At 57.0% G+C, this 26,637-nt stretch carries 22 protein-coding genes; 4 read left to right on the top strand and 18 right to left on the bottom strand.

Features of this window, described 5'->3' with window-relative positions:
• Positions 1-502 precede the first annotated feature (502 nt).
• Together DSL70_RS16650 and DSL70_RS16645 are read left to right on the top strand one after the other, a co-directional pair.
• Complete coding sequence (locus DSL70_RS16650; protein WP_205563302.1) at positions 503-1,468, top strand: sugar kinase; 966 nt, start codon at positions 503-505, stop codon at positions 1,466-1,468.
• Between the two features lie 104 nt (positions 1,469-1,572).
• Positions 1,573-2,352 (top strand): hypothetical protein, encoded by a 780-nt coding sequence (locus DSL70_RS16645; RefSeq protein WP_162916816.1) that lies wholly within the window; start codon positions 1,573-1,575, stop codon positions 2,350-2,352.
• Between the two features lie 168 nt (positions 2,353-2,520).
• Here DSL70_RS16645 and DSL70_RS16640 read toward each other — a convergent pair whose 3' ends face one another.
• The 5 genes from DSL70_RS16640 to ptsP all read right to left on the bottom strand — a co-directional run bounded on the left by DSL70_RS16640 (position 2,521) and on the right by ptsP (position 10,052).
• Positions 2,521-3,168, bottom strand: a complete 648-nt coding sequence (locus tag DSL70_RS16640) for a GntR family transcriptional regulator (RefSeq protein WP_162916814.1) — start codon at positions 3,166-3,168, stop codon at positions 2,521-2,523.
• Between the two features lie 506 nt (positions 3,169-3,674).
• On the bottom strand, positions 3,675-4,541 hold the full coding sequence (locus DSL70_RS16635) for a shikimate 5-dehydrogenase (protein ID WP_119309081.1): 867 nt from the start codon (positions 4,539-4,541) through the stop codon (positions 3,675-3,677).
• Positions 4,542-4,774: 233 nt separating this feature from the next.
• Positions 4,775-6,562 carry a PTS fructose transporter subunit IIBC gene (locus DSL70_RS16630; RefSeq protein ID WP_119309080.1) on the bottom strand — a complete coding sequence of 596 codons (1,788 nt, stop codon included), beginning with the start codon at positions 6,560-6,562 and terminating at the stop codon, positions 4,775-4,777.
• A 17-nt stretch (positions 6,563-6,579) separates the two neighbouring features.
• Positions 6,580-7,533, bottom strand: coding sequence for a 1-phosphofructokinase (pfkB, locus tag DSL70_RS16625; RefSeq protein WP_119309079.1), 954 nt, complete (start codon positions 7,531-7,533; stop codon positions 6,580-6,582).
• A gap of 38 nt (positions 7,534-7,571) precedes the next feature.
• Complete coding sequence (gene ptsP, locus DSL70_RS16620; protein WP_119309189.1) at positions 7,572-10,052, bottom strand: phosphoenolpyruvate--protein phosphotransferase; 2,481 nt, start codon at positions 10,050-10,052, stop codon at positions 7,572-7,574.
• Positions 10,053-10,736: 684 nt separating this feature from the next.
• Between ptsP and DSL70_RS16615 the strand changes: the two genes are divergently transcribed.
• Entirely contained in the window at positions 10,737-11,945 is a 1,209-nt protein-coding gene (locus DSL70_RS16615) for an ROK family transcriptional regulator (protein ID WP_245418243.1), read from the top strand.
• A 126-nt stretch (positions 11,946-12,071) separates the two neighbouring features.
• Here the strand turns inward: DSL70_RS16615 and DSL70_RS16610 are convergent, their stop codons facing one another.
• From DSL70_RS16610 to DSL70_RS16570, 9 genes are all read right to left on the bottom strand, one after another.
• Entirely contained in the window at positions 12,072-13,325 is a 1,254-nt protein-coding gene (locus DSL70_RS16610) for a response regulator (protein WP_119309077.1), read from the bottom strand.
• Positions 13,325-13,753 (bottom strand): Hpt domain-containing protein, encoded by a 429-nt coding sequence (locus DSL70_RS16605; protein ID WP_119309076.1) that lies wholly within the window; start codon positions 13,751-13,753, stop codon positions 13,325-13,327. The genes DSL70_RS16610 and DSL70_RS16605 overlap by 1 nt, the downstream gene beginning before the upstream one ends.
• Entirely contained in the window at positions 13,750-14,166 is a 417-nt protein-coding gene (locus tag DSL70_RS16600) for a response regulator (protein WP_119309075.1), read from the bottom strand. Before DSL70_RS16600 ends, DSL70_RS16605 begins: the two co-directional genes overlap by 4 nt.
• A gap of 9 nt (positions 14,167-14,175) precedes the next feature.
• The gene (locus tag DSL70_RS16595; RefSeq protein ID WP_162916812.1) at positions 14,176-16,479 is read right to left on the bottom strand and encodes a sensor histidine kinase; all 2,304 of its coding nucleotides are present in this window, start codon (positions 16,477-16,479) and stop codon (positions 14,176-14,178) included.
• A gap of 777 nt (positions 16,480-17,256) precedes the next feature.
• Positions 17,257-18,771: a tripartite tricarboxylate transporter permease gene (locus DSL70_RS16590; protein ID WP_162916810.1), complete on the bottom strand. Its 1,515-nt coding sequence runs from the start codon at positions 18,769-18,771 to the stop codon at positions 17,257-17,259.
• Between the two features lie 31 nt (positions 18,772-18,802).
• Positions 18,803-19,258, bottom strand: a complete 456-nt coding sequence (locus DSL70_RS16585; protein ID WP_119309073.1) for a tripartite tricarboxylate transporter TctB family protein — start codon at positions 19,256-19,258, stop codon at positions 18,803-18,805.
• Positions 19,258-20,223, bottom strand: coding sequence for a tripartite tricarboxylate transporter substrate binding protein (locus DSL70_RS16580; RefSeq protein WP_119309072.1), 966 nt, complete (start codon positions 20,221-20,223; stop codon positions 19,258-19,260). Before DSL70_RS16580 ends, DSL70_RS16585 begins: the two co-directional genes overlap by 1 nt.
• A 63-nt stretch (positions 20,224-20,286) precedes the next feature.
• Positions 20,287-20,964 (bottom strand): RraA family protein, encoded by a 678-nt coding sequence (locus DSL70_RS16575; protein ID WP_119309071.1) that lies wholly within the window; start codon positions 20,962-20,964, stop codon positions 20,287-20,289.
• A gap of 8 nt (positions 20,965-20,972) precedes the next feature.
• Positions 20,973-21,992 (bottom strand): hydroxyacid dehydrogenase, encoded by a 1,020-nt coding sequence (locus tag DSL70_RS16570; RefSeq protein WP_119309070.1) that lies wholly within the window; start codon positions 21,990-21,992, stop codon positions 20,973-20,975.
• Positions 21,993-22,135: 143 nt separating this feature from the next.
• Here DSL70_RS16570 and DSL70_RS16565 point away from each other — a divergent pair, with 143 nt between their 5' ends.
• On the top strand, positions 22,136-22,783 hold the full coding sequence (locus DSL70_RS16565) for a GntR family transcriptional regulator (RefSeq protein WP_162916808.1): 648 nt from the start codon (positions 22,136-22,138) through the stop codon (positions 22,781-22,783).
• A 57-nt stretch (positions 22,784-22,840) separates the two neighbouring features.
• On the opposite strand, the gene DSL70_RS16560 is transcribed toward DSL70_RS16565, so the two are convergent.
• From DSL70_RS16560 to dctP, 4 genes are read right to left on the bottom strand one after another with little or no spacing between them, the layout of a single operon-like run.
• Entirely contained in the window at positions 22,841-23,785 is a 945-nt protein-coding gene (locus DSL70_RS16560; RefSeq protein ID WP_119309068.1) for an SMP-30/gluconolactonase/LRE family protein, read from the bottom strand.
• 5 nt (positions 23,786-23,790) lie between these two features.
• Positions 23,791-25,083, bottom strand: coding sequence for a TRAP transporter large permease (locus DSL70_RS16555; RefSeq protein WP_119309067.1), 1,293 nt, complete (start codon positions 25,081-25,083; stop codon positions 23,791-23,793).
• Positions 25,083-25,601, bottom strand: a complete 519-nt coding sequence (locus DSL70_RS16550) for a TRAP transporter small permease (RefSeq protein ID WP_119309066.1) — start codon at positions 25,599-25,601, stop codon at positions 25,083-25,085. Before DSL70_RS16550 ends, DSL70_RS16555 begins: the two co-directional genes overlap by 1 nt.
• Positions 25,602-25,603: 2 nt before the next feature.
• Positions 25,604-26,578, bottom strand: a complete 975-nt coding sequence (gene dctP / locus DSL70_RS16545; protein WP_119309065.1) for a TRAP transporter substrate-binding protein DctP — start codon at positions 26,576-26,578, stop codon at positions 25,604-25,606.
• Between the last annotated feature and the right edge of the window lie 59 nt (positions 26,579-26,637).

The raw sequence follows: 26,637 nt of genomic DNA, 5'->3' as shown, positions 1-26,637 counted from the left end.
ATGGTGGAAGAGCAACAGAGAGATTCCTACAAACCTTTGTTCTAAATAGAAAAAAAACAGAGTTTCAATGATCATGACGCGGCCAGATCTCCTCTCGAACACGTGCATTCGACGCCGCCACCCCCTTCGTGTTTGCGACAAATTGGCGCAACTCATGGGGGTATTCTCCTCCCGTCCCAACGGGCAACTTACCCACCAGTCAGGGCACAGGGGCCCTTCATCCGAAGCCCCTCAGCGCGGCCTTGCCAACCCATTCACTCAATATGTGACATCTGAAGGTGAAGACAGGGGGCTTAAGTTATTGGCTAGTAACTTAATGGCCACCAACAAACAGATTTCGCACAGGGAAAAAAGCCTCGCCGGGCATTCTGTCTGGTGGCCAGCCATCTCCCTGATCTGCAACGGAGAACCCGGCCAACGGATGCCGTCTCCTCTCTAAACACAAGGAAACAAGCTTCATGGCCTTTTGCCGGGGCCATGAGGAGGATTAAGGAGCAAACGAATGAGCGAGCTGATAAAAATTGCCTCCATTGGCGAGTGCATGATCGAACTGGCGCCAGTAAAGGGCGTTGAAGGATATGCTGCGGGGACCAAGTTCTTCCGTCAGGCTTTTGCCGGTGACACCTTCAACACCGCCACCTATCTGGTGCGTCAGTTCGCTCCGAAGGCCGAAGTTTCCTATATCACGGGGCTCGGGGCCGACATGCAGAGCCAGAGCATGCGCCAGAAGTTCGCTGACGAGGGAATCAAGGTCGATCACATCACGCTGGTGGAAGGCAAGAACCCCGGCCTCTACATGATCGAGAATGACGACAAGGGCGAGCGTTACTTCCAGTATTGGCGCAATGACGCCGCTGCCAAGCTGATGTTCGGCGGCTGGTCGGTTGAAAAGATTGCCGCTCTGCTCGGCGAGTTCAAACTTGTCTATTTCTCCGGCATCACGCTGGCGATTCTGGATGACACCCAGCGCGACAACCTGCTGGATGCACTGGCCTCGCTCAAGGGCAAGGTGAAGGTCGCATTCGATCCCAACTTCCGCCCGGCTCTGTGGCCAGACCGTGACAAATGCCGTGCCGTCTTCAGCAAGGCTGCCAGCGTCACCGATTTTGCACTGGTCGGCTGTGAAGACCATGCCGCTCTGTGGCAGGAAACCGATGCCGACAAGATCGCTGCAACATGGTGCGGCTGGGGTGCTGGCGAAGCCATCATCAAGGGTGGCGACAACAGCTGCGTGATCCTCAATGGAGATGGCCGCACGGAAGTGGCTCCTCCGGCAAAACTGAAGCCGGTCGATACCACGGGCGCAGGCGATTCCTTTGCTGCGGGTTATATCGGCATGCGCATTCAGGACAAGAGCGTTGATGAATCGGCCCGCATGGCCCATGCCATTGCTGCCAAGGTCATCATGCATCCGGGCGGCGCCATCGACAAGGCCGTCTGGAGCCCGGTCGAAGAAGGCCAGTATTGATTTCAATCCGCCCGGGCCCTGTGCCGGGGCGGACAAAGGGTCTCATGCCAAGCCCGCAGGTGCGCGGGCCTGGCTTTCCATTCCATTGACTACAGGATGACATCATGTCTGCTTTCGTACGTACAGAAATCACGCCGCTTGAAACCGTTACCCTCACCGCCGAGCAAATGCCGGCTTCCTTGGCCGATGCCTATGCCCGCGTGAAGGCCGTCGTTGAGAAGGACGCCGGTTATTGCGCTGCTTGGAAAGTGGGTGGCTCCACGCCGCCGGCCCAGAAGGCTCTCGGCATTGACGAAGTCTTCTTCGCCCCGATGCATGAGAAGGAAATCGTTCCAGCCGACAAGCTGGTGCCCGGTTTCAAGACCCTCAGCATCACAGCTGAAGGTGAAGTGGCCCTGCGCATTTCCCCCAAGGCTGACGCCTATATTGCCAAGGGCATCGACGCCGTGTCCGCCGCTCCCCTCACCGATCTGTTCGATGTCTGGTGCGTCAGCGCCGAAATGCCATCCGGCTCGCTGACCAATGGCGGCGATTTTGGCGTTCCTGCCATCGTTTCCGACCGTTGCGGTTCCGGCTGTCTGGTGCTTGGCCCGGAACATGCCTACACCGCTGACACCAAATGGACCGGCGAAGTCATGAAGACCGAGCAGAATGGCGAAGTCATCGCAGAAGGCACCACGTTGGATCTGGTTGACACGGCAGATGAAGTGGCCCGCGAGTTCCTGATCGTTGCCCTCAAATACGGCTTCAGCCCGAAAGCTGGCCAGTGGGTTTCCACCGGCGGCATTATTCCTTGCAAGCCGCTCAAAGAGAATGCCGACATCAAGATCTATTATGACGGCAAGGTCGAGCTGGCCTTCAAGACTGGCTATGATGCAGCCTGATTCCCTTGCGGCGCGACCTGAGTTTGAGGCTACGCGCCGCTCTGGCTTTGCAGAAAGCCTGCCTGAAACAGAAAAGACCGTTCCTTTTGATGGAACGGTCTTTTTTTATCGGTTCAGCACGCTCTCAAGAGAGCCAACACAGGCAGCGCGACGCAGCCCTGCCCCCTGTCAGCGTGCTTCCTTGAAATTCGGGCGGACTTTCGAGAAATCGGCAATATCTGCAACATCTGCACTGAAAGTGCGATGGTAACGGCCAATATGAAAATCGAGCGTCCGGATGGCATCATCAATGCGGCCTTCACGCAGCGCATCAATCATTTCGCCATGCTCTTCAAAGCTCTTGGTTGTCTGTACGCGCTCCTTGCCCAGATAGGTGCGGATGGCGGAGACCTTGGCTTCGATCAGACGATAGCTCTCGGATAGATAGTGGTTATCGCAAAGCTCGAACATCGCGCGATGATATTTGAGATCCAGTTCCAGATAATGCGAGCGCTCGTCTGCCTTCTTGGCTCGTTCCATCTGATGCCAGATGTTCGTCAGCTCATTGACCAGGCCTTCGCTGTTGCGGCGAAAGGCAAGCCGCAGCGCAGCCGTTTCCAGAATGAAGCGATATTCGGAAAAGCGCTCCAGATCCGTTCCACTCAGGGTGAAGACAAAGGTGCCCTTTTGCGGAAAGACCTCGACCAGGCCTTCCACTTTCATTTGAGCCAGAGCGTGACGAATGGGCGTCTTGCTGATGTTCAGACGATCCGCAAGCTTCTGTTCAGACAGGGCTTCACCGAGTGCGAATTCGCCCTCGCTGATAGCCGCTCTCAATTTTTCCGTCGCAATATCAGATAAGGACGGTGGCCGCTCAATCTCTTCCAATTGTGATCCACTCGATATCAAGGGGTTTCGAAAATTTCCATCTCGATTTTGGCATTGGTATCAAGTATACCACACATCAGTCGGATGCAAGTAACGGTTTCACCGTAGAGTGCGGAAAAAAGCAAACAAGTAGCAGCTTTTATGCGTGATATCGCGCAGTTTCCCGATCGTTCCGGCATCCACTGGACAAGACATATTTTACCCTTGGTTGCATTGCAACACCAATAACCTAGACAAATCTGCCGTCTTTCTGCAAAAAATGCAATACAGCCATAACAAAAGGCAATCTTTTGCAGGGAACGGGATGTGCCCGATGCAACGTTGAGTTTGATGCCTTTCAGGCCTCCATACGCTCTGAAATGGAGTGCGCAAAACTGTATCGCTCTGCAGACACACAGCCGATCCGGACATATCAACAGACCTGTCTCACATGCTGTGGCCTTTTGCGCCGACGCTCAGGCCTTCTGGCGCTCCGCTTCAAGCTCCCTTTTGGCGACATCCCGCGAGAAAGCCGATGCGTCTTCCACGATCTGGCGATCAGGACGAACACCGGTATAGAGCGCGAATTGTTCGACCGCCTGCAACACAATCACCTCCGCCCCCGAAATGCAGGTTTTGCCAAGCCGTTCGGCTACCTTCATCAGTGGCGTTTCGGCAGGCATCGCCACCACGTCAAACACATAGTCCGCAGCTTCTATAACGGTTCCGTCAAATGCCAGCATATCCGCCTCTGGCCCCGCCATGCCCATCGGAGTGGCATTGATGATGAGCGGAGCGGTCAGTCCCTCCGGTCCCGAAGCCCAGTCGAAGCCGTATAGCCCGGCAAGGGCCCGCCCGGTCGTCTCGTTGCGTGCGATGATCGTCCCTTTCTTAAAGCCACTGTTGCGCAAAGCGGCGGCGACCGCCTTGGCCATACCGCCCGATCCACGCAGCAGGAACGGGCTTGAAGGATCGATCCTTGCTGCCGCCAGCAGATCATGGATGGCAATATAGTCGGTGTTGTAGCCGGTCAGGCACCCGTCATCATTGACGATCGTATTGACACTGTCGATTGCGGCGGCCGATGCTTCCATGGCGTCGAGCAAGGGAATCACCGCCTCCTTGAAGGGCATCGAAATGGCGCAGCCACGGATCCCGAGCGCCCGCACACCGCCGATGGCGGCAGGCAGGTCCGTCGTGGAAAAGGCCTTGTAGACATAGTCAAGTCCGAGGAGTTCATACATGCGGTTATGGAAACGTGTGCCGAACGGGCTTGGCCGAGCCGACAGCGACATGCACAGGCGGGTTCTAGGACCGATGAGGGGTTTTTCGTTCGATGGCATGACGAAACCTTTCACTTGGTGGGGCCTTTCGCGTGGTGGGATGGAACCATCCCCTGAGGGAAGCATAGGGCGCGGCAAAGCTCCGGATCAAGCCGAAGACTGAGCCAAGCGGCAAAAGCGCACCGTTTGACAAAAAAGGCACGCCCGAAAGGTCGAGCGTGCCAGTTGAATTTCACGATGCCGGATCCTGAGGGTGGGGGACCTTTTATGATGTCCGGCACCTATCCTTGTTTTTATTCGGCCGGAACGGCAGCTGGTACTTCGTCAATGGGACGTTTGAGGACGATCAGAAGCGCAGTGGTAACGGCAGTACCGATGACGATGGACAGGATATACATCGCCAGATTGCTGACGGCATGCGGGATGGCCAGAACGAAGGCTCCACCATGCGGTGCGCGCAAGCCGCAGCCGAAGAACATGGACAGGGCGCCGGTGAGGGCAGAGCCAATCATGATGGACGGGATCACACGCAGCGGATCCTTGGCTGCGTAGGGAATTGCCCCTTCAGTGATGAAGGACAGGCCGAGCACGAAGGCCGCCTTGCCTGCTTCCCGTTCTTCTTCGGTGAAGCGGTTCTTGGCGATGAAGGTTGCCAGAGCCAGACCGAGCGGCGGCGTCATGCCAGCGGCCATGGTCGCTGCCATCGGCGCGAAGGTGTCACTGGTCAACAGACCGACCGAGAAGGCGTAGGCAGCCTTGTTGACCGGCCCGCCCATGTCGAAGGCCATCATGGCACCGAGCACGAGGCCAAGCAGGACCGCGTTGGTCTGGCCCATGCCCTGTAGCATGCCGGTGAGGCTCTCGTTGATATAGCGTACCGGTTCTCCGATGACATAGACCATTAGCAAGCCGACAATCGCTGTCGAGAGCAAAGGCAGGATCAGCACTGGCATCAAGCCTTCGAGGGCTTTGGGCAGCTTGATATTGTCCCGGAGCCACAGAGCTACGTAACCGGCAAGGAAACCGGCAAGAATACCGCCAAGGAAGCCAGCGCCAAGGTTGACAGCCAGCAGACCACCGATCAGGCCCGGCGTCAGACCGGGGCGGTCGGCAATGGAATAGGCCATGAAGCCAGCCAGAACCGGAACCATCAGCTTGAAGGCTGCGCCGCCGCCAATGGTCATCAGGGCTGCTGCAAGGGTGCCTTCTTCCTTGAAGGCCTCGATGCCGAAGACGAAGGACAGGGCGATCAGCAGACCACCGGCAACAACCACCGGCAGCATGTAGGACACACCGGTCAGCAGGTGCTTGTAAGGGCCGGACCGGTTGGCCTTGAGAGCCGCCTTGGCTTCCTCAAGGGTTTGCATCTTCTTGCCACCGGCACCGCCAGCGGCAGGCGCTGCGGTTTCCGCTTCGCTGAAGGAGGCGGCAATCACGCCAGCGGCATCCTTCACGGCAGCCCCGACAGACGTGCGATAGATCGGCTTGCCGGCAAAGCGGCTTTCGTCGACATGGGTGTCGGCGGAAATGATGACCACGTCAGCGGCGGCAATGTCTTCCGCGCTGAGCTGATCCTTGGCCCCGACAGACCCTTGCGTTTCTACCTTGATGTCGTGACCTGCGGCGGCGGCCTTCTTCTTCAGAGCATCGGCAGCCATGAATGTATGCGCGATACCCGTCGGGCAGGATGTGACAGCGACAATGCGCTTCTTGGTAACATCAGATGTGGCCACGGCTTCCTCCTTTGGCTGGTCACAATTTGCTTCAACCGGCAATCCGGCTTTTTGCAGAGCCTCGCCAAGGACACTGGCTGTGTCCTGAATGGCCCTGCTGGTCGTTGTCTGGTAAACGGGCAGGCCAGCAAACGGGGCCTGATCGATGGTCTGGTCGATCGCCAGGATCGCGAGATCCGCCCCGGCGATCATCTCCGGGGTCAGCGGAGATGTTGTCTCTTCTGGCTCGCGACACTCGATAGAGATATCGTGGCCCTGATCACTGGCGACCTTGCGCAAGGCTTCGGCCGCCATCAGGGTGTGCGCCCGGCTTTCCGCACTGGCCGCTACACCAACAATTGTTGCCATTGCTTTCCTTACTCCTCTCAAAGTTCCAGATGCTCTATGACCACCTTGGCCGCGAAAGCCTCGATGACCTCCCGGGCGGGCAAATGAGGCCCGATCTCTCCCAGAGCGCCCAGAGAAAAGCCGGTTGCCAGTCGGGCAAGATCCGCAAGCGGAAGCCCTTCGGACCGGCCGTGCAAAAGTCCGGCGACCATGGCGTCGCCAGCGCCGACCGTGCTTTTGACAACCGCGCCCTTGGGCATGGCGTGCAGCACGTCCTTATCGGTGATGAACAGGGCGCCATCAGCCCCCATGGAAACGACTATGAGCCCGACCTTGCCACCACTGACCCAGCGGGCAGCGTCGATGATTTCGGCAAGCCCCTCAAGTTTGCGACCAATCAGTTCGGACAGTTCATCGACGTTGGGCTTGATGATGTCAGGTCCGGCTTCCAGCGCAGCCTTGAAGGCCATGCCACTGGCATCCAGAACCGCCTCCTTGCCCATCGCGTGGATGGCAATGATCAGGTCGCGATAGATGGTTGTCGGAACACCGGCCGGCAGGCTTCCGGCGAGCACAAAACAGTCCACGCCATCGGCTGCGAGGTGTTTGATCCGCCCCTCGAGGCTCTCCATCGCACCAGTATCGACAGCGAACCCCGGCGCGTTGATGTCGGTGATCTCCTGCTTCTGCGGATCGACGATCTTGATATTGACGCGGGTTGCTCCTGCGACACGCACGAACTGGTCATCAATGCCCTGCGCGTCAAACAGGCTTTCGAAAATGGAGGCATTGTCCTGCCCCAGAAAGCCGGTCACAGCGATCTTGTGCCCGAAATGGGACAGGAAGCTGGCCACATTGACCCCCTTGCCGCCCGCGTCGGACTGCTGTTCCGCGATCCGGTTGACCTCGCCTGCCGCAAAGCCGGGGATCTGGACCGTCTGATCGATCGCCGGATTGAGCGTGATCGTTGCGATGTTTGCCCGTTCACTCATGTCGTGTTCCTCTCGACATTGTGTTCCAAACCCCAGGATTATGCCAGTTTCAGTGCCCGCACGGCCGCAGCATCGGTCTTCGCCAGCGCGTCTGCAGCAAATGCCCGGGCCTCGGCCATGGGAAGACTGCGGATCCGCGCCTTGACAGAGGCGATGGCCGGGATGCTGACGCTAAGCTCATGCACGCCGAGACCGGCAAGGATCACCGCCCCAAGCGGATCACCGGCGATGCCACCACAGGCCCCCACCCAGATGCCAGCCGCATCGGCGGCTTCCACTGTCTTGCGGATGAGACGCAGGACCGCCGGGTTCAGGCCGTCGGCCATCTTGGCCAGTTGCGGATGCATCCGGTCCATGGCTAGGGCATATTGTGTGAGGTCGTTGGTACCGATGGAGAAGAAGTCCACCTCGCGGGCGAATTCCTCGGCCATCATCACGGCAGACGGGATTTCGATCATCATGCCGATCTCTACCGGCTCGGCGCCCACTTCCTTGCGCACTTCCTCGGTGATGGCCTTGGCGGCGCGCAGCTCTTCCAGCGAAGAGATCATGGGATACATGATGCGGATCGGGCCGTTGGCGGAGGCGCGGAAAATGGCGCGCAACTGGGTACGGAAGATGTCATCCCGGAGCAGGCAGAGGCGAATGCCGCGCACACCAAGGAACGGATTCATCTCTTCCGGGGTCGACAGATAGGGCACATCCTTGTCGCCGCCGATATCCAGCGTGCGGATGATCATCGGCAGACCGTTCATCGCCTTGATCATGGCGCTGATGGCCTCATACTGTTCGTCTTCAGAGGGAGCGGTGTCGCGTTGCAGAAACTGGAATTCCGTTCTCAGCAACCCGACACCCTCCCCACCAGCCACCACGGCGGCATAGGCTTCATCAACACTGCCAATATTGGCGACGACCTCGATGCGGTGGCCGTCGGTTGTAATGGCGGGTTGGTAACAGGCGTTGCGTTCGGCCTCGGCCTGTCGGGCAAAGGCCTTGCGGGCCTTGTCAGCTTCATCGCGATCCTTCTGGGTCGGCTCGGCAACCAGAACGCCGGAGCTGCCATCCACGATGACCTCCTTGCCATCGGAAAGCCCGAGGCAATCAGCGCCTGCACCAACCACCGCCGGAATATCCAGACTGCGGGCGATAATGGCCGTATGGGAGGTCGGGCCGCCAGACGCGGTGCACAGCCCCAGCACTAGGGTCGGGTCGAGACCGGCAGTATCCGATGGCGTCAGATCGTCAGCAATGAGAATGACCGGGCTGTCCGGCAGATCCGGGTCGTCCTCGACCTTGTCGGCCAGATGCTTGAGCAATCGACGACCGACGTCCTGAAGATCCAGCGCACGGGCGGCCAGCAATTCGTCCTTCATGGCACCCAGAATGGCCGCATGTTCTTCATAGCTCAGCTTCCAGGCCCAACCGGCGCTTGCCCCTTCGGCGATCAGCGTGCGGGCCTTTTCCTGCATTTCGGGGTCATCAAGAAATTCGCCTTGCGCCTTGAAAATCGCCGCCTTGCCGGCTCCCTGCTTCTGAACCATATCCTCATAGAGAGCAGTCAATTCGGCACGCGCACTGGTGAGAGCATCGTCAAGCCGGGCAAGCTCCTGATCAGGAGTGCCGGTCGCCTTTTCATTCACCACAATACGGCCACGGCGGAACTGGCAGACCGGACCGGAAGCAATGCCCGGGGATGCAGAGATGCCTGCGATCACAGCGCCTTCATAGCTGATGCCTTCGACGGCAACGGCATGATCATGGGCGGCTTCGGCTGCGGCTTCCTCTTCATCCTCAAGGCCCTCGGCCAACGCATTGAATATGGTTTCCAGAGCTTTCTCCGCGTCCGGGCCTTCGGCGCTGATGCGGATGGTGGCATCCTTTTCGATACCCAGCTTCAAAAGACCAATCAGGCTCTTGGCGTCGCCAACCTTGTTGCCGTTGCGCACCAGAATGCCAGCTTCGAAGGTCTTGGCGATATCAACCAAAGCGGTTGCCGGGCGAGCATGCAGTCCGTGGGGGCTCGTGACCACATGCTCAAAGCCCAACTCATAGTCCTCAGGCGCCGCATCGGCACTGTCATCTGTTGCGGCATGGTCCTGTCCCGACAGGCGACGCGCGATATCGGCCGCATCGGTCGTGGTTGCCAGACGCTTTGCCTCTTCGGCATCGTCCAGAACATCGGTGAGGTTGGAAAGGATGGTCAGGTGCTCATCGGACTTGGCCGCGATACCGACCACCAGATGCACCCGTTCGTCATTGTTCCAGATCACGCCCTCAGGCAGCTGCAACACGGCAACGCCGGTTTCCCTGATCAGCTCGCGATCCTTGGGAATGCCGTGGGGGATGGCAATGCCGTTGCCCAGATAGGTGTTGGCCACCTCTTCCCGTGCCATCATGCTCTGGATGTAACCCGGTTCGATATTGCCGGATTTGACCAACAGCTCGCCGACTTTTGCGATTGCGTCACTCTTGTCGCGCGCTTGTGCACCGACCTGAATTGCCGATTCCTTGAACTGCATTGTTTCCTCCGAATTCTCCACCCCGATCAGCGTTTGAACGCTCCTGCTTATGCGTTTCATCAGGGCCCGGATCGTCAAATCCGCTAATCTTGAGAGATAATAACTCCATTAAAGTGAATTATTAAAGAAAAATATTTGATTCACGTCAATTCATTGACGCAAATTCGGTAAATTTGCGGATGAAAGACTGCCATTTCACGACAAAATCGACAAATTTTCTATATTTTCAGGATCATTACCTCTATTTGATGTATTAATTAAGCGCCAGAAATTACTGCAAATTTTGGCGGGGGCGCAAAATTGTCGGTCGACCGGTGCCAAACACGCTGGAGAATTCGCAATTTTTCTGTTGAATTTGCCCGAATAAAGGCGATTAATTCAATTACTATGAGTTTTTGATCTGGTTCATGGCCCCCGCAGTCGCTTCAGCCATAGAGTCGGAGACAAAAGTCGGCCTGCCAGAGCGGCAGGCCAGGAGGAAATGCGCAAGCCATTCCCGGCCCCATCAATCCGGTGCCCAGAGGCCCGAACGCGGGCGGCCCGCCTCAATGGTCATGCCTTTGACCATGGTTTTCGCTGGTCCCATGGCCTTGCCCTTCCCCCGCCCGATGCCTGGCCCCTTGGGCACCCATTGAGCAGCCTTTGCTGCCGAGCCAACGTGACGACGTCGAAAGGATGCGGTTAATGGTCAAGCAGAAAGAGCGCTCGGACAAGGACGCTTCCATCGGCTTCAACCAGAAGAAAGTCCGCGCCTACAACGAGCGTCTGGTGCTGTCCCTCATCCAGCGTCACGGAGCTCTGGCAAAATCGGAAATCACCCGCCGTTCCGGCCTTTCGGCCCAGGCCGTATCGGTGATTATCGGCGAGCTGGAAAAGGATGGTCTGTTGCTGCGCGGGGAACCCATTCGCGGGCGGGTTGGCCAGCCTTCGGTTCCCATGCGGCTCAATCCGGACGGGATCTTTTCTTTCGGCCTAAAGGTCGGACGACGCAGCGCCGATCTCATTCTGATCGACTTTGCAGGGGAAACACGGGCCTCAGCCCGCATCACCTATTCCTACCCGATGCCGGATCTCGTCAAGGCCTTCGCCACCCAAGGGGTGCGCGACATGAGCCTGCAGATCGGCGCGGGCCAGCAGGACAAGATCGCCGGAATCGGCATCGCCCTGCCATTCCAGCTCTGGAGCTGGGAAGACAAGGTGGGTGTCGCCGCAGGCACGATGGACGTCTGGAAGACTTTCGATATCGCCCAGGAACTGGAAAGCGCCACGGGCCTCAACGCCTACACCCAGAATGACTGCACGGCAGCCTGTTCAGCCGAAGTCGCCTTCGGGCGCGGCATGGCCTTCAGCGATTCCCTCTATATCTTTGTGGGCACCTTCGTGGGCGGTGGAGTGGCGCTCAACAATTCCATCTATTCAGGTCGCACCCGCAATGCCGGGGCTCTTGCCTCGATGCCGATGCCCGGCCCCGACGGCGAAGACAAACAGCTGATCGATTTTGCCTCGCTCTATTTTCTCGAGGAGATGCTGAAGGAAAAGGGACTGGACCCGACCCTGTTGCAGCAGCAATCCTTTGACTGGACCAACCTTGGCGCCATTCTTGAGGAATGGCTCGACAGGGCTGCGCATTATATTGCCCTCGCCATCGCTTCGGCGACTGCCATCATCGACTTCGAAGTGGCCATAGTCGACGGAACCATGCCAGCCAGCGTCCGGGACGCATTGGTGGAAAAGATTCGCGACGCCATCAGCCAGCGCAACTGGCAGGGCATCGAGCTGCCGGTGGTGCTGGAAGGCACGCTTGGCAGTCCGGCCCGGGCACTGGGTGGCGCCAGCCTTCCCCTGTTCATCCGCTACCTTCTCGACCAGAACATGCTGTTCAACCACGCCTGATTTGGCACGCCTGATTTGGCACGCCTGATTTGGCACGCCTGATTTGGCACTAGAGCCTGAAAACAGCAGAAATGGTCATCAGGCGTCCCGCAGATCGGCGTGAAATTTCTGGCACGTCCCAAGCGATCACTCTTGCAGATCAGTGATATATTCAACGATCTGGTTGAGCTCCCCCTTGCCGTCATAAACCGCCTGGCTGACAAGAGTCGCTTCCAGAATGCGCCCGTCGGCATGCTTGATCTTGCATTTGACATCCTTCGTGTGCCCCATGTTGATCATCGCCGCACGCACGGTCTCAGCTGCCAGATGCTTGAACTCGGTGGTCAGGAAATTGCCCAGATGCGCGCCCTGCACTTCCCTCAGCGAATAGCCGAAGGCCTCCAGCCACAGCTCGTTGACTTCAAGGAGGCAGCCCCGCTCATCAGTGATGTGCAACGGCATCGGAACACTGTCGAGCAGCTTTTCGTAGCGCTGGCGCAAATGACCAACCTTGCTTTGCAGCTTTTGCTGTTCGGTCACATCCCGGAGCGAAATGACGGCACCGATCTTGTGTCCTTCCTGATCGCGGATGGCGCTGCCGGTGGTGTTCACAATCCGCGGCTTGGCACCGAAACGCTCAATGACAATGTCCGACTCTTCCAGCTTTTCATTCTCGAACGCCAGTTGCAGCGGATTGGTGCCCAAATCCAGCGGTGTCGCACCATCAGCCTCGAACATCTCGTTGGTCTTGAGATAGGGCATCAGCATGCTGAGCGAATTCTCGATACCGAGCATTTCGCTGGCCTTCTTGTTGAAGATCGCCGGCAGGCCGCTTTCATCACAGCCGATGATGCCATCACGGGCGTTGTCCAGCACGGCCGTCAGATACTCGTTCTTGACTTCCAGCTGGCGCGTCCTTGTCGCCACAATGGCCTCAAGCCGTGCATTGGCTTCGGCCAGCTTGCGCTGGATCCGCCGTTCCATCAGGGCTGAGCGGATGCGGGCGCTCAGAACGGCAAAATCGACGGGCTTCTGGATATAGTCAACGACACCGGATTGCAGGGCTTCCACGCGCAGAGAGTTTTCTTCCAGCGCCGTGACCATGACAACCGGCAGGTTGAGGGAGGGCATGAGCTTCTTAAGCCTTGAGAGAACCTCGAAACCGCCAATACCGGGCATGACCAGATCAAGGATCATCAGATCTGGCGGGTCTTTCTGGATGGCTTCCAACGCCAATTCACCATCGACCACCAGCTCTGTCTCGTACCCTTCGATTTCAACAAACAGGCCAATCATGTCGAGCAGGTCCCTGTCATCATCCACGATGAGAACCTTGGGCTTGTCTCTCAGGGGCTGCACCCTTGCCGAGAAGGCAAGGCTTTCCGACAGCAGATTTTGCATTATGACACACTCCTCAATTTGGTCTGGCCGTCTTGGTCTGCAAGCCCGTTGGGGCCAGAAGACACGCTCGTCGGCAGTTGCACATCAAAGAGACCCGATTGCTCGGGGCGGATTCCCCCAATAAGATAGGCGAGTGTCTCTTTCTCCTTCCTGATTTCCTTCAGTGTTTCATTTGCTACAGGGCCGGAGGCCTCCAGCGTCATCTTCAGCAGCCGCTCCAGCCGTGCTGCCGAATCGCTGATGTCCTTGAAACCGATGGTTCCGCTTCCACCCTTCAGCTTGTGACTTCGGGCAATCGCATGCCTTTTCAGCTCGTCAGATGCCTCAGGGTCCTGACACAAGGTGTCGACGCTAAGCTCGATCTCCACCAGCTCGCGTCTCAGGGTTTCGCAATGACGGGTAATGAGGGCTCTCAACCGTTCGATCATGACATCGTCTCCCCGATCTGATGGTCACGGCCATGGAGTTCCCAGATCCTCATCACGCGCGCAGGCAGATCGGTCGGGTCAAACGGCTTGGCGATAACATCGACCGCGCCGCTCTCCTTATACCCCTGCACCTCATGGCGCTGAGCCTTGGCTGTCATGAAAACAACAGGAATATCGGCAAGTTCCGGCGTGCTTTTGAGGGTCCGGAGTGTTTCTGTGCCGTCCATGACCGGCATCATCACATCAAGCAGGATGAGGTCAGGGTGGAAGACCGGCACGCGTTCCAGAGCAACCTTGCCATTCTCGCAAAGGTCGAGCTGATAGCCTCCGAGTGCTCCAAGAGCAAGCTCGGCGATGGCGCGAATGTCCTGATCATCCTCTACATATGTGATCCGTTCGAGAGCCTTGGTCATGGGTGTCTCCTATGCAATATGGCGCGTGTCTTCCAGCTGTTCAGCCAGAAAACCGGGGGGCTGCGCCCTGTTGAAGGATTGGTCTTCGGGTGCGATATCCAGGGTAATGAAAAAGGTTGTGCCTTCACCCGCTGCGGATTCAAACTCGATCTGGCCGCTGTGCGCCTTGATGATTTCGCGCGATATGGCCAGCCCGAGGCCGGTTCCTCCTCTGGTTCGGGTGTCGGAAGAGTCAGCCTGGGCAAATTTTCCGAAAATCTTGTCGTGGAAGTCTTCCGGTATGCCTTCGCCATGGTCCCGAACGGCGATCCGCACCTTGCTTTCCTCGACATAGGCAGAGACTTCAACCTGCGCTCCGCCGGGCGAATATTTCACCGCGTTGGAGAGCACGTTGGTGACCACCTGTTCCAGTCGACACCGGTCGGCAAAGATGATGATCGGGTCTGGCAGACTCTGGAAGACAAAGGACACACCGGCCTGCTCGGCGTAGGCACGGTTGGTCTCGATGACCTCGGCAAGGAAAGCCACCAGATCGAACAGAGCAAAATCATAGGTCAGCTTGCCTGCCTCGATCTTTTCCATATCCAGAATGTCATTGATCAGCACGGACAGACGCTCACAGTTGGCATAGGCGATATCGAGCATCTTCCTGCCGCTGTCCGGCAGGGCCTCACCCGAAGTGCTGCGCAACAGCCCCAGCGCGCCCTTGATCGATGTCAGCGGGGTGCGCAGCTCATGACTTACCGTGGAGACAAACTCGCTTTTCATCTTGTCGACCTTCTTCAACTCGGTGAGATCAGTCATGATGCCGGTAAAGAAGAGCTCGTTCTTGATATGAAGCTTGCTGACCGCCAGATGGATCGGCACCGTCGAGCCGTCCTTGCATACGGCCTGCACTTCGCGCCCGCCATCCAGAATCTTGCCGGGTCCGAGAAGGGATGGGCGTTGCAGATAGCTGTCATGATGCTTTCTGTCATGCTCGTTCATGAGCATGGAAATATTCTGGCCGACCATTTCCTCGCGCGAATAGCCAAACAGTTGTTCTGTCGCGTCGTTGACATTGTGGATGATGCCTCTTCGGCTGATCATCAGGATAGGGTTCTGGGCGGTTGTCAGAATCGCCCGCATGCTTTTCTGCTTCTCTTCGAGATTGGACGCCATCTCATAGACGGAGCGCAGCAGCACACCGATTTCATCGGGGCGGTCGCGCCCGTCCACCTTCAGGCTGTCCACAGTCGCGCCTCTGGAAAGCTGGCGCGCCGCATCGGTCAGCAACTGCAGCGGCTTGACGACATGACGCGTGAGCATATAGGCGACATTGGCGCCAATCAGCGCCAGCAGAGCGGTGAACAGGAAAACCTGTCTCTGCATCTCCTGGTTTTGCGCCAAGAGCTCCTTCATCGGCGTCATGGTGACAGCAAGCAAGTAGTGTGACGGGTCGGACCAATCGAAACGCATCTGACCGATGCGCGCAATGAAGCTTTGATTCCTGACGCGGACGGTTTCATTGTCACCACCGCGCCAGCCTTTATCGAGGCGCGCTGCCAGATCTGGATATCTGGATTTGAAGACCTGCAAGCGAGCTTGGATCGTGGCTGCCGACGCATTCCTTTCTGGCATCGTCAGATAGGTGCCCTTTTCGTTGATCAGCAGGAATTGCTTGGGCGCTCGAACCGTCCCCATCATCTTGGCAATGACACGGCTCATGTCGATGTTGATAACGATGATCCCAAGCGGTTCGTCATCCTTGCCAAAGGCCATCGTTGCCACGCGCATGACGAACACGCGCGGTTCCTCGATTTCACCATGCTCACGATTGTAGTCGATACCGAAATACTTGATCTTGCCTCTGGCTGTGCCAAGGGTCTGCTGCACATAGGCATGCTGGCTCTTGTCCTGCAGCTCTTTGGGGGAGGCACGCACGACCGTTTCGCCGATCCGGTTGACCCGGATGGCTTCCTTGCCGTCCAAACCGATCAAACGGACCTGCAGCAGGTTGCGGTTGCTTTCTCCCAGCGAGAGAAAGATCTGTGCCAGGCGGTCTTTCCAGATAGCCTCTTCAATCCGGGCGATTTCAGCAACGGAATTATTCCTGCGAGCGGTCAATATACCCTGGATCGGCGGCGTTCCGGCCAGCATCACGACGTTGCGGGCGGTGTCCTCGACAACCGTCGACAAATCCTTCATGACGCGTTGGAGAACGAAATTCAGCCGCTCGTCTTCATGGGCGATGTTGGTTTCATCATTCTTCCAGATCTGCCAGAAGCCAACCAGGATGGACGTTGCCAGCACCAGCCCCACAGCAATGATCAAAAAAGGCGTAGAAATACTCCTTCGGTATTCCTTTCGACTATTTGAATAGACCATTGCCGTTAACCCCAGAAAGTTTGATCGACGTCAACAATCTATACTTGTGTACATAAAAAACAATTAACTCGATACGTGAAATATCTATACACGTCCGTCAATTTAAATCATTTTTAAATATATATTTTTCTTGAAATTATCGAAAATTTTTCAAGAAAACTATTTTCTTAAATCATAAAAATACATTGTTGCCGGGCTCTTAAACAGTAAGATTTCCTCGCCGAAACAATTACTAATGGCTCTTAACAATGCCAAAGACGGTAAACACTTATATATCGGCACAAATATATTCGATTTGATGAATATATTTTACGCAGTATCTTTACGTCTCAAGTCATCAAATAGCTGATGGTTCAGTAGTGTGGGGAAGCAGCTGATACCGCAGACGACGCGCGCTCGTCAGTCGATCTGCTGGTAGAGGGGCACGATCACCCTGTTCTGCTGGAATGGGCTCTCCCCGGCATGAATGTTGCCGGGAGTGCCCACGGTGTTTGGGCTGCGCATCGATCGCCTTGGCCGCAAAAATGGAGAAATGGGGCCTTGGCAAAGCCTGACGCGACAGCATATTCCGAAAATGGTGCAACGGGCAACGCAACACCCCACACATTGCCAAAACAAACCGGGCCCTGTCGGGTGATCACCTTGGTGACCTTTACCGACAGGGCCCGGAGTTTCAAGCAAGATGACCCTTGATCGCCTGGCGGGGACAGGCGCGCAGTTGGCTCAGGCTGCTTGCAGACGCTTTTTGCGGAGATAGCTGGTGAAGGGAGCCTTGGCGAGGCCAAAGGCAACCACCCCCAGAACCAGGATCGTAAAGGTCATGGTCAGAGGCTTCTGTACAAAGATCCCCCAGGATCCCTGCCCCAACATGATCGACTGGCGCAGGTAGTTTTCCGCCAGAGGCGCAAGAACCAGAGCCAGAATGAATGGCCCGGTCGGGTAGTTGGACCGTTTCATCAGGTAGCCGATGATCCCGAAAATGGCGGTAATCCAGACATCGAAGGTGCCGTAGTTGATGGAGAATGCCCCCACCAGACAGAAGGCAACGACGATCGCGTTGAGGTGGTTCTGGATCAGTCTCAAGGCATTCACGAAAACCGGAATGAGCAGAATGTTGGATGCCAGCAGAAACAGGTTGGCGATTGTCAGACCGGCGATGGTGCCCCAGACGATATCGGCTGACTGGATCATCAGCATCGGGCCCGGGTTGAGGCCGAACATGATCAGGGCGCCGAGCATGATGGCGGTGCCACCAGAGCCGGGAATGCCAAGAGTGAGCAGCGGAATGAGCGAACCGGGAACTGCCGCATTGTTGGCAGCTTCCGGGCTTGCCAGACCTTCAGAGGCTCCCTTGCCAAAATTGTCGGGTTGGCGGGAGAGTTTCTTCTCGGTGATATAGGCAATGAAGGTGGCGATGGTCGCCCCTGCACCGGGCAACACACCGATGGCCGTGCCGATCACGGAGCCGCGCAGCGTCGGGAAGCTGATATGCCTCAGCTCAGCCCAGCCAGGGATAAATTCGCTGAACTTGAACTTGGGCTTACCCATGTTCAGACGGATGCGTTCCTCGACATTGACCAGGACCTCACCGATGCCGAACAGGCCGATGATGACGGCAACAAAGTCGACCCCTTCGATGAGTTCAGGCACAACCGCAAAGCGGACGTTGCCGGAGACATAGTCACTGCCGATCGTGCTCAGCAGAACCCCGGCCGCAGTGGCAATCAGCGCCTTCAACGGATCGGAACCAGCCAGCACAATGATCATGCTCAGACCAAGCAGCATCAGCATGAAATATTCGGGAGGCCCGAGGAAGATGGCATATTCGGCGATGATCGGCGCAAAAAAGATGAGCATCAGCAAGCCGAAGATGCCGCCGACAAAGGAAGCGATGGCCGAGATGCCAAGTGCCTGGCCGCCCTGCCCCTTCTGCATCATCGGATAGCCTTCCATGGCTGTCACAATGGCAGGCGCGTCACCTGGCGTATTGATGAGAATGGCAGTCAGACGTCCGCCATACATGGTGCCCATGTAAACCCCGGTCAGCAAGGACAGACCCGAGATCGGGTTCATCCCGAAGGTGAGAGGCATCATCAGAGCGATACCGGCTGACGGCCCAAGACCGGGCAGAGCGCCAACGAGCGTACCGATCAGACCTGCAACAAAGATCAGCAGCAGGTTTTCCGGCGTAGCGACGTCAGTGAACGCCAGCATCAGATGAGATAACGAATCCAGCATGCTTTTCGTCCCGTGGATAGTTTTCTGCGGCTCAGATGACCGGCAGGTTCAGCCAAACGGCAAAGATGACATAGATGACGGCCGTGGTAGCGGCCCCGACAAACAGCGAGTTGGCGATGGGATGATTGGCTACGCGCCAGGACAACAGCACGATCATTGCGAAGATCGGTGCCAGAACAGATCCCAAAGCCATGGCGGCGATACCAACAACGATGATCCCCGTGGTAATCACGAGACCTGCGATGTTGGGTGCCTCACCTTCGTGATCCTGATCCTCAGCATTGGCCTGTCTGCCCTTGAGAAAGCTTTTCAGAGCCTGAAAGACACAGCACGCCAGCAGCAGAATACCCACGTTCATCGGGATGAACCCCGGGCCGAATGAGAATTCGTCGGCATATTTCAGATCGATCGAACCGATCGAAAGACTGGCGGCAAAAGCCGCCAGTATTGCCAGAAATATGATTTCTGTTGTTTTCATTGTGTTCATCAGTTCTTCTTGAGAAGACCAAGATTGGACAGGTTGGTTTGATAGATGTTGTTGGTCTGCTCCAGATAGGCAGCAAAGGCATCGGCATCGAGATAACCAGCAATGATCCCGTTCGGCTGCAGATACTGGGTTTTCCATTCCGGCGTTGCCTGCAGGCGTTCAACCAGATCGGTCAGATAGGCCTTGGCTTCTGCGGGAATATCCTTGGCAGCAACGACACCACGGAAGACCGAAGCAACCACGTCATAGCCCTTTTCCTTGAAGGTCGGCACGTCCGGGAACATTTCGGCGCGTTCTTCGGTGGAAATGGCAATGGCCGTCATGCGACCGCTCTTGATGAACTCTGACACGGCACCCGGGTTGATCATGGCAAAATCGACCTGACCGCCAAGCAATGCACTGGCCACTTCACCATCGCCCTGGAACGGGATGAAGTTCAGTTTCACGCCCATGGCCTCGGAGACCATGATGGTTGCGATATGTTCGATCTGCCCACGGCCACCACCGGCAACGTTGAGCACACGACCGGCATTCTTGATGTCGTCAAGGCTCTTGATGGGGGACGAAGACGGCACGACGAGAAGGGTCGGGTCGATACCCAGACGAGCGATCGGCGTAAAATCCTTGTAGCTCAGGCCAACATCTGCTGTCAGAGGCGTGGTGATGAAGGACGAGGTGGCTGCCATCAGATAGTGGCCGTCGCCCGCGTGGCTGCTGAGGTAGCCAAGCGAGGTGGCTCCGCCGCCGCCGGGTTTGTTGACAACGTTGATGGACGCGTCGACAAGCTTGGTTTCGCGGATGATCTTTGCCATGGAGCGCAGCATGGTGTCATGTCCGCCACCAGGGCCGTACCCGGCTACAAATTCAATGCCGCGGGTTGGAAAGTCAGCAGCTTTCACAGGCAGAATCGCAGCAACTACGAGCGCCGAAAAGACAGCTGCCGTTTTGAGTGATTTGGAAAACATCGATTAGGTTCCTCCCTATTGAGTATCGATGACTATCGTCTGGTTTTCGTGATGGCTCAGGCGTTATGCGATGAATTCGCACCCGAGCTCCTTGAGATTCTTGTCAATCCAATCACCATTGTATTTGCCTTCAATGGTGGTCTGATATTGACGTTCTTCGGCAGCGTGCTTCTTGTCAGCACGGTCGAGAATTGCTGCAGCGCTGTCCTTTGGCAGACAGACAAGTCCGTCCCAGTCACCAACGATGAGATCACCGGGATTGACCATCATGTTGCCGATTGCGATGGGGAAGCCGATTTCGCCCGGGCCGTCCTTGTATGGGCCACGGTGGCTGATACCGCTGGAGAAGACGGGCACATCCTGTTTGCTGATGCTCTCCAGATCGCGGACGGCGCCCCAGATGGCTACACCGGCAATCTTGGAAACCACGCCACGAGCCAGCATGAGTTCACCCATGATGGCGTTGTCGAGCGCACCACCGGCGTCGACGACGATCACATCGCCGGGTTGGGCCATGACGAGGGCCTTGTGTAGCATCAGATTGTCTCCAGGACGGACACTGACGGTGAGGGCGGGGCCAGCGAGAACGCCTTGACGATGCCGGGGGCGCATACTTGCAGGGGCCCCTGTGTGGCGATTCATGACGTCGCTGATGTTGGACACTGGCAGTTTGGCAGCGCGGGCAATCAGGTCCGGGTCAACCCGGTCCCAACTTTCCTTGATTCTGAAACCTTCAGCCATGTTTACTCCTATTCTTGCAGACCGCCGAGCGCGGCGGAAGTTGCCAGAAAGGCGGGATTTATTTCCCGACCTTCAAGATGGTCAATGATGAAACGGGCCGCCATGGTCGCCATGTTGCGCTCCGCCCCTGGCGTAAGGCCGGCAGCATGAGGCGTAACAATCAGATTGGGAGCCTTGAAAAGCTTGGCGTCGGCAGCGGGCGGCTCCTGTTCGAAGCTGTCCACGCCGGCTCCGGCGATCTCGCCGCTTGCCAGTGCATCAGCCAGAGCATCCTCGTCGATCATGCCACCCCGGGCGGTGTTCACGATGGCCGCATGAGGCTGCATCTTCTTGAGGAATTCGCTGTTCACCAGATGCCTGGTTGCAGGAACCAGTGGGCAATGCAGGGAAATCACGTCGCAGTTGCAGATGATGTCGTCCATGTCGGCAACGGCCGTTACCCCTTCTGGACAGGACGCCCCACCATTGGCCAGAAGCGCCGGATCGAATGCGGAGACTTCCATGCCCAGCCCCATGGCCATGCTGGCCACTTCGCGGCCAATGGCACCAAAGCCGATGAGACCCAGTTTGGTGCCGCCGAAATCCTTGCCGATAAAGGACCCCTTGAGCCAATTGCCGCCTCTGGTCGCATCGGAGAGATAGGGCAGGGATTTGCGCAGGGACAGGATGAGGGCAATGGCGTGCTCGGCCACGGCTCGGGCGTTGGCGCCGGCTGCCCTGTATACAGGAATACCGAGCTTTTCGGCGGCGGCGATATTGATGTTGTTCACCCCGCTGCCGTGCTTGGCAATCACCTTGACATTGCCGGACGCCCGGATGACGGCGTCGGTGATCTTGCCCTGGGAGACCATAATGGCACAAACATTGTTGCTTTTGGCTGTCTCAATGACTTCTTCCGGCTTGGCGTAAGGCGGCGAGAAGATGCATTCGAAGCCGTTTTCACTGAGCAGGTCCACAGCGGAGCTATCAATGCGGCTGCGCGTGACCAGAATTTTTTGCTTTTCAGCGCTCATCGATTCCGTATCCATTTTTGGTATTCTTTGTATTTTTCGTATACATTATTAGGATAAAAGTCAAACATAAAATACATTTACAATCTGCAGATGAAAGGGTATATCTTTTATCCAGTTGAATTCGTGGGAGTTTTTTACGCATGCAATCAGAGCAGGAATTGACAGACCTACCGCTGAGCGATCAAGTGTATGCAAAAGTGCGAGAGTTGCTGCGTGATGGTGCTTTTGTTTCCGGCCAGCGCATCAGTGAAGCCGAGATATGTGATCGCTTTCAGGTCAGCCGCACCCCTGCTCGCGAGGCCATTCGTCGCCTTCTGAACGAGGGATTTCTGACAACGGTGGAAAGCGGACGCATTATCGTCGCGCCGATCGATATCGAACGAGCCGAAGAGATTTATGACATGCGCGAGGCCGTTGAATGCCTTGCCGCCAAGCTGTCAGCCAAGAAGGCAACCACGAAGGATCTGATCGAATTGCGCGGCATTCTGGACGAACAGCGCCGCGGAGCGACCGATGAGACTGATTTCCTCGATATCAATGACCGTTTCCATCGTTGTGTATACAAAATCGCCAGCAATCGCTATCTGCTGCGCAGTGCCGAGATCCTTCTGGTCTCCGCGGGCATGATCCGCGGTACAACGCAAGGGCGATATGACTACAACACCTGGTCGCTCAAGGACCATGAAGAGATCTATCAGGCGATCGAGGATGGAAACACGACCGCTGCCGAAGATGCCGCCCGACGCCATGTCAGGCGCGGACGCATGCAGCGCATCAGTCTGTTGAAAACACTCTCCAGCGTCTGAGCCACTGACAAACGTCGTTCGCCTGACCGATGTGCGCAGGAGAGTGCTCTGGCTCTGCTAGTCGGTATGGGCGAACATCGGTTCACCAGAGATCCCTAGTTCTTCAGGGAAATCGGCACGCAGGATACTCCCAGAATCCGATTCGGTGATGAAGAGGGAGCGGTTGCCCGGCCCGCCAAAAGCACAGTTTGTCGTGCCCAACCCCCGTGGTGAGTGGACAACGGCGACCGGACGGCCAAGCGAATCATGCACCCAGACCAGCCCCAGACCGGTCTGGCAAACGACAACACCATTCTGTGCCGTCAACGCCAGGCCATCCGGTCCGGCTCGCCCACCATTGAACTGAAGAAACAGGCCTGCCTTGTTGACCCGACCGCTTGGAGACAGGGGCAGTCGCCAGACTGCATTGGCACGGGTCACCGCCAGATAGAGCGTGTGCTCATTCTGATCGAGCACCAAACCGTTTGGACTGGGGACCTTGTCAATCAGGCAGGTCAGCGTGTCGGTCCCCGGGATCCAGCGGTAGACCCTGCCAGTGGGATCCTGAAGGCCGGTCTGGCCCTGATCGGTAAAGTAAAGCGCCCCATCCCTGCCAAAATGCAGATCATTGCAGCCCTTGAAGCCTTCCGTATCGCAGTCTTTCAGCGCGGTTGTAACGACCCCGGTTTCCGGGTCCAGATTGAGAATGCCGTTCTGATAGTCGGCAATGAATATCCGGCCATCCCTGTGGATCTTCAGACCGTTGGGTTGCCCGTCGAATTCAGCCATCTGGGTGACAGCCCCGGACGGATCGGCACGAAAGATACGTCCGAACGGGATGTCGACGAACCACAGATTGCCAGCCCGATCAAAGGAAGGCCCCTCAATGAAGCTGTCCACTGTCGCCCCCCGCTTGTTCCGGGAAGCCCAATAAGAGGGAACTCCGGGACGGCGGAGATCGGTGGGCAATTCCGTGAAGACCTCGGCCTCGATCACGACGGGTTCAGGAAAGATGCTTTTCATTTCAGTCAGCCCAATGTCAAAGTTGGAAGGAACAGCGCGATCTGCGGGAAGGCGATCAGCAGCAACAGGAACAGCAGAATAATGCCGAAGAACGGAATCGTCCCAAGAATGACGTCTTCCACCTTCACCTCCTTGGAGGAACTGGCCACCACGAACAGGATGACCCCGAGCGGTGGTGTGATCTGGCCAAGCTCGACAAGAATCACCACAAACACGCCGAACCAGATCGGGTCGATGCCCAGAGCCTGAAGGGCAGGAAAGATCACCGGTACGATGATCGCGATCATGCCAAGCCCTTCCATGAAGCAGCCCAGAATGGCAAAGAACACCATGATGATGATCAGGAAGGCAAAGCGCGATACGTTGGCATCCTGCAGCACAGCCACAAGGCTCTCGCCAATCCCCGACAGGGCCGTGGCATAGGCAAAGATCATGGAGCAGAAGACGATGAACAGAATATTGCCGCTCATTGTCACCGTGCGTTTGAGGGCCGTTGCAAGCAGCTCCCGACTGAGCCGTTTGTAGAGTGCGGCGATCAGGGTGGCTCCGATCACGCCAACGGCTCCTGCTTCTGTCGGCGTTGCCAGACCGCCATAGATGCTTCCAAGCACGATGAAGATCAGCAACAGGAACGGAAAAATGTCGAAGAAGGAGCGGACAATCTCGTCAGAGGAGGCACGTTCGGTCTGTTTTGGTGCCAGCTTCGGGTTGATCAGAACCCGCACCATGATGAAGCTCATGTAAAGCATGGCGAGCAGGATGCCGGGCAGAAGGCCCGCCGCAAACAGCCGCGCGATCGACGTTTCGGTGAAGGTCGAATAGATGATCATCGTGATCGATGGCGGGATGAGAATACCCAGCGTTCCGCCCGCAGCCAGCGACCCGGCGACAAGACGCTTGTCATACCCCCTTGCGGAAAGTTCCGGCAACGCGACCGTTGACATTGCTGCCGCCGTTGGCGCACTGCCGCCGGAAATGGCTGCGAAAATTCCGCTGCCGGCGATGTTGGTGTGAAGCAGTCCACCCGGCAGGCGCCGAATGAAAGGGGCCACACCGTTGTAGAGGCGCGTGCTCAGGCCTGAACACAGCAGGATTTCCGCCATCAGAACAAACAGCGGAATGGCGGCAATGGTGAAGCTGTTGGCCGCGCCCCAACTGACAATCCCAAGGGCTTTCCACCCGGAAAAGCCTTTCAGCAACCAGACATAGAACAGACCTGCACCAGCGACAGCGAATTGAACCCACATCCCGCCAAGGATGAGGCCGATCAACAGACCAAAGGCAAGAATTGCGTCCATCAGTTCCGCTCCTCTTTCTTGCGCCGACCAAGGAGCAGTTTTTCAAACAGAAAGATGCCAATCAGGGAAAAGCCGAAGGGCATGATCGTCTGGGGAATCCAGAGGGGAGTGTGCAGGACCGTCGGAGCAAACTTGCCGCGCGTCAGCGAACTGAGCACCAGATCCTGTGTCTTGATCGCCAGAATCGCACATACGATCAGCGAGACGATCACGAAAAAGCGTTTCATCCAGACCTGAGCGCCATCAGGCACGGCGTCGAACAGAAAATGGACCTGAAACAAGGTCTCGGAGCGCAACGCAAGGGCCGCTCCCAGAAACGTCAATGTGACGACAAAATAGCCGGTGACTTCTTCTACGAAGCCCAGAGAGATATTGGCCAGCCCCCGCAGCAAGGTTTCGCTGAACACCAGACAGACCAGAGCAACCAGGACAAATCCCGTGATCCACTTTGTCAGGCTGGCAATCAGATCGAAGACAGGGCCAGCCGAAGCCGGCCCTGAAGTGTGAGTGTCCTGCATGGCTATTTACCGATCGCTTCGCGAACGAGTTTCAGAGCCGCTTCATACTCCGGGCCGTTCTGTTTGGCCCATTCGGCCCAGAATGGCGCCAGCTTTTCCCGCGCCAGTGCGGCGTCGCTGCCCTTTACTTCAACGATGGTCATGCCCGCCGCCTTCTGGGAAGCCTTCTGCGTTTCTTCATCCTCGAGGAACTCAGCGGTGATTTTCGCCCCTTCCTCCTGCACGATCGCAGCCAGAGCCTTTTGCTGGTCTTCGGTCAGATCGTCGAAGATATCGGTATTGGCGATGATCATCGAGTTGCCGTAGTTGACCGGGAAACGATAGTTGTATGGCAGGAACTCGTGCCAATTCTTGGCTCCGCCAGCACTTGCCGTCAGCACGCCTTCAATGACACCACGCTCAAGAGAGGTTGGCACTTCACTGCCGGACAGGGTGATCGGAGCACCGCCAAACTCTTCAACGAATTTGCCCTGCTCGGGGGAAGTCACACGTATCTTGTGGCCATTGAGGTCAGCCAGACTGTTGACTTCGAACGTCGAGAAGATGATCTGCTGCGGATAGCGGTAGCTGCCCAGCAACGTCACGCCCTGCTTGCCGAAAGCCTCCTTCAGAATGGGTTCCATGGCGGCATAGGCCTTGTTCCATTCCGCATCATTCTCGATCAGCATCGGCAGGTTGAGCACACGGGCGATCGGAACATTGCCGGAAAAGAAATAGTCTGCCGCGAAGTCGACAATGCCGTCCCCCACGGCCTGGGTGATATCGGACGATGCAATCTGAAGGGTCTTGCCCAAATGCACCTTGATCGTCAGATCGCCACCGGTCTGCTCGGCAATGCGCTCGCTGATACGGTTCATCCCCTTGACCGCGGCGGTGGTGGAGACGGCTGAATAGGTGTATCCGGTCAGTTCTTTTGCCTGAACGAAACTGCTAGACGCCATGAGCAATGCGATGGCTGCTATAGTCTTGAATGTCATGATTTCCTCCAATGGTTGCCGAAGAGTTCCTCCTCTCGGACAATTAACGACGCAGGCAC

The sequence above is a fragment of the Cohaesibacter haloalkalitolerans genome, assembly GCF_003574655.1.
In the GTDB taxonomy this organism is placed as follows: domain Bacteria; phylum Pseudomonadota; class Alphaproteobacteria; order Rhizobiales; family Cohaesibacteraceae; genus Cohaesibacter; species Cohaesibacter haloalkalitolerans.
The sequence above is the reverse complement of the archived record's forward strand: the minus strand, read 5'-3'. Positions and strand labels throughout refer to the sequence as shown.